3 protein-coding genes are annotated in these 1,433 nt (G+C 56.8%); 1 reads left to right on the top strand and 2 read right to left on the bottom strand.

The window, feature by feature from the left end:
- Positions 1 to 212: 212 nt before the first annotated feature.
- Positions 213 to 485, bottom strand: coding sequence for a DUF2285 domain-containing protein (locus tag JQ586_RS40250; protein WP_212400154.1), 273 nt, complete (start codon positions 483 to 485; stop codon positions 213 to 215).
- Positions 486 to 645: 160 nt separating this feature from the next.
- On the opposite strand from JQ586_RS40250, the gene JQ586_RS40245 reads away from it, so the two are divergent.
- Positions 646 to 897, top strand: a complete 252-nt coding sequence (locus tag JQ586_RS40245) for a helix-turn-helix domain-containing protein (protein WP_212400153.1) — start codon at positions 646 to 648, stop codon at positions 895 to 897.
- 202 nt (positions 898 to 1,099) lie between these two features.
- Here JQ586_RS40245 and JQ586_RS40240 read toward each other — a convergent pair whose 3' ends face one another.
- Positions 1,100 to 1,420: a DUF736 domain-containing protein gene (locus JQ586_RS40240; RefSeq protein ID WP_018458991.1), complete on the bottom strand. Its 321-nt coding sequence runs from the start codon at positions 1,418 to 1,420 to the stop codon at positions 1,100 to 1,102.
- Positions 1,421 to 1,433 lie beyond the last annotated feature (13 nt).

The raw sequence follows: 1,433 nt of genomic DNA, 5'->3' as shown, positions 1-1,433 counted from the left end.
TGTAGGCTCTTGTAGGATTCCGGCGACCGCCAGTCGAATTCAGGCATTGCTTCCGCCCCATTGCACGTAGCTAACAAGGATTGCAGCGCAATAGGTATGAACGAAGCGGTTGTAGGAAGCCCCTAATTTGGCACCACGTGATGCACCGGAATGAACACCGGTTAGCAAAAGAAAATAGTTCTGCCTGCAAGTCGCGAGTCAGCGTTTTTCTTCTATTTCGAGCCGGTGCCGCGTAACAGGCGACCCTGCTCAGTCACCCATTTGGCGCGCGCAAGATGACTCTGATATGCGCTCCGCGTACGTTCCGGCTCTCGCTCTGGGTCCATATGCAAGATCACTCGAGCTACTTCGCGCCAGTCCGCCCCCTCGCCCTCCGCCTGCAGAAGGCGAATGTACGTGACGACATGCTGTTCGTCATACGCCGTCAGCGCCGACTCATTCGGCGCGACATCCGCGACGTCAGGATCTAGCAGCGGTTTTGTCATGATCATCCCAGCAAACTACGAATGATTCTAGACTCCCCCGAAGGTCCAGATTGTTCCGACGTCTCATTTTAGCCCCATTCCGATCTAGCTGACCAGCAAGCACGAAAATACATACTATAGGAGATAAACCTCATAGTATGTAAAAACGCAACTTGCGCCGATGGACATGCGCAAGTTGGTCGGTCGAAATTTCGCAAGACTGCGGAAGCAAAAGCGCTTCACGCAGGAGAAATTCGCCGAAGTGTCCGGCTTCACGCAGCAATATATCAGTGACCTGGAGCGCGGCCGCCGTAATCCAACTGTCGTAACCCTATTTGAACTCGCCAGCACGCTGGGCGTCAGTCATGTCGATCTAGTCCTCCCAGATGAAGAGGCACGAGACGAACGGTCAAAGCCCGGCAAGCGGAGGTGATGGAGTTGCAAATCGCAGACTATGACCCAGCGGGCTGATAGCCCCTAGCGCAATTGCGACGAAGATGAATGCAGCGTTGCGGCCGAAAGCCTGACAATCGAGCTGAGTAAAGACTATAAGGCTCGATGTGCGCTATTTGGGCTGGCGTCGGCCTTTGAGAAACCCCGCCCGATCTGCTCGGGCGGGGCTTGGTGGAGCGAGCTTACTCGCCGTTCTTGCGGGGCCGCGACCAGAGCAAGGTGTAGCCCTCGCCGCCTTCGTCATCGAACAGGTTCGCGTAGATCGGGGCGTTGAACGAGGGATCGTCGAGCTTGAGCGAGAGGTAGTCGCGCCCCTCTTCGGAGCGCTTCGACCAGGCTGCCCCGATCTCGGCCCGACCGACGTAGATGCGGTGGCTGGGAGCGTTGTCGTTGGACCGGTTGGTCTCGGCGACGATACGGACGCCCCTGGCTTGCAGGCTCAGGGTGACGATCTCGCCCTGGAAATCGTTGCCGACTTTCTTGAAAGAACCGATGTTAGCCATGTCACTTCTCCTG

The organism is Bradyrhizobium jicamae (assembly GCF_018130215.1).
Taxonomy (GTDB): Bacteria; Pseudomonadota; Alphaproteobacteria; order Rhizobiales; family Xanthobacteraceae; genus Bradyrhizobium; species Bradyrhizobium jicamae_A.
Note: the sequence above shows the minus strand (reverse complement) of the source record. Positions and strands in the feature narration are given on the sequence as shown.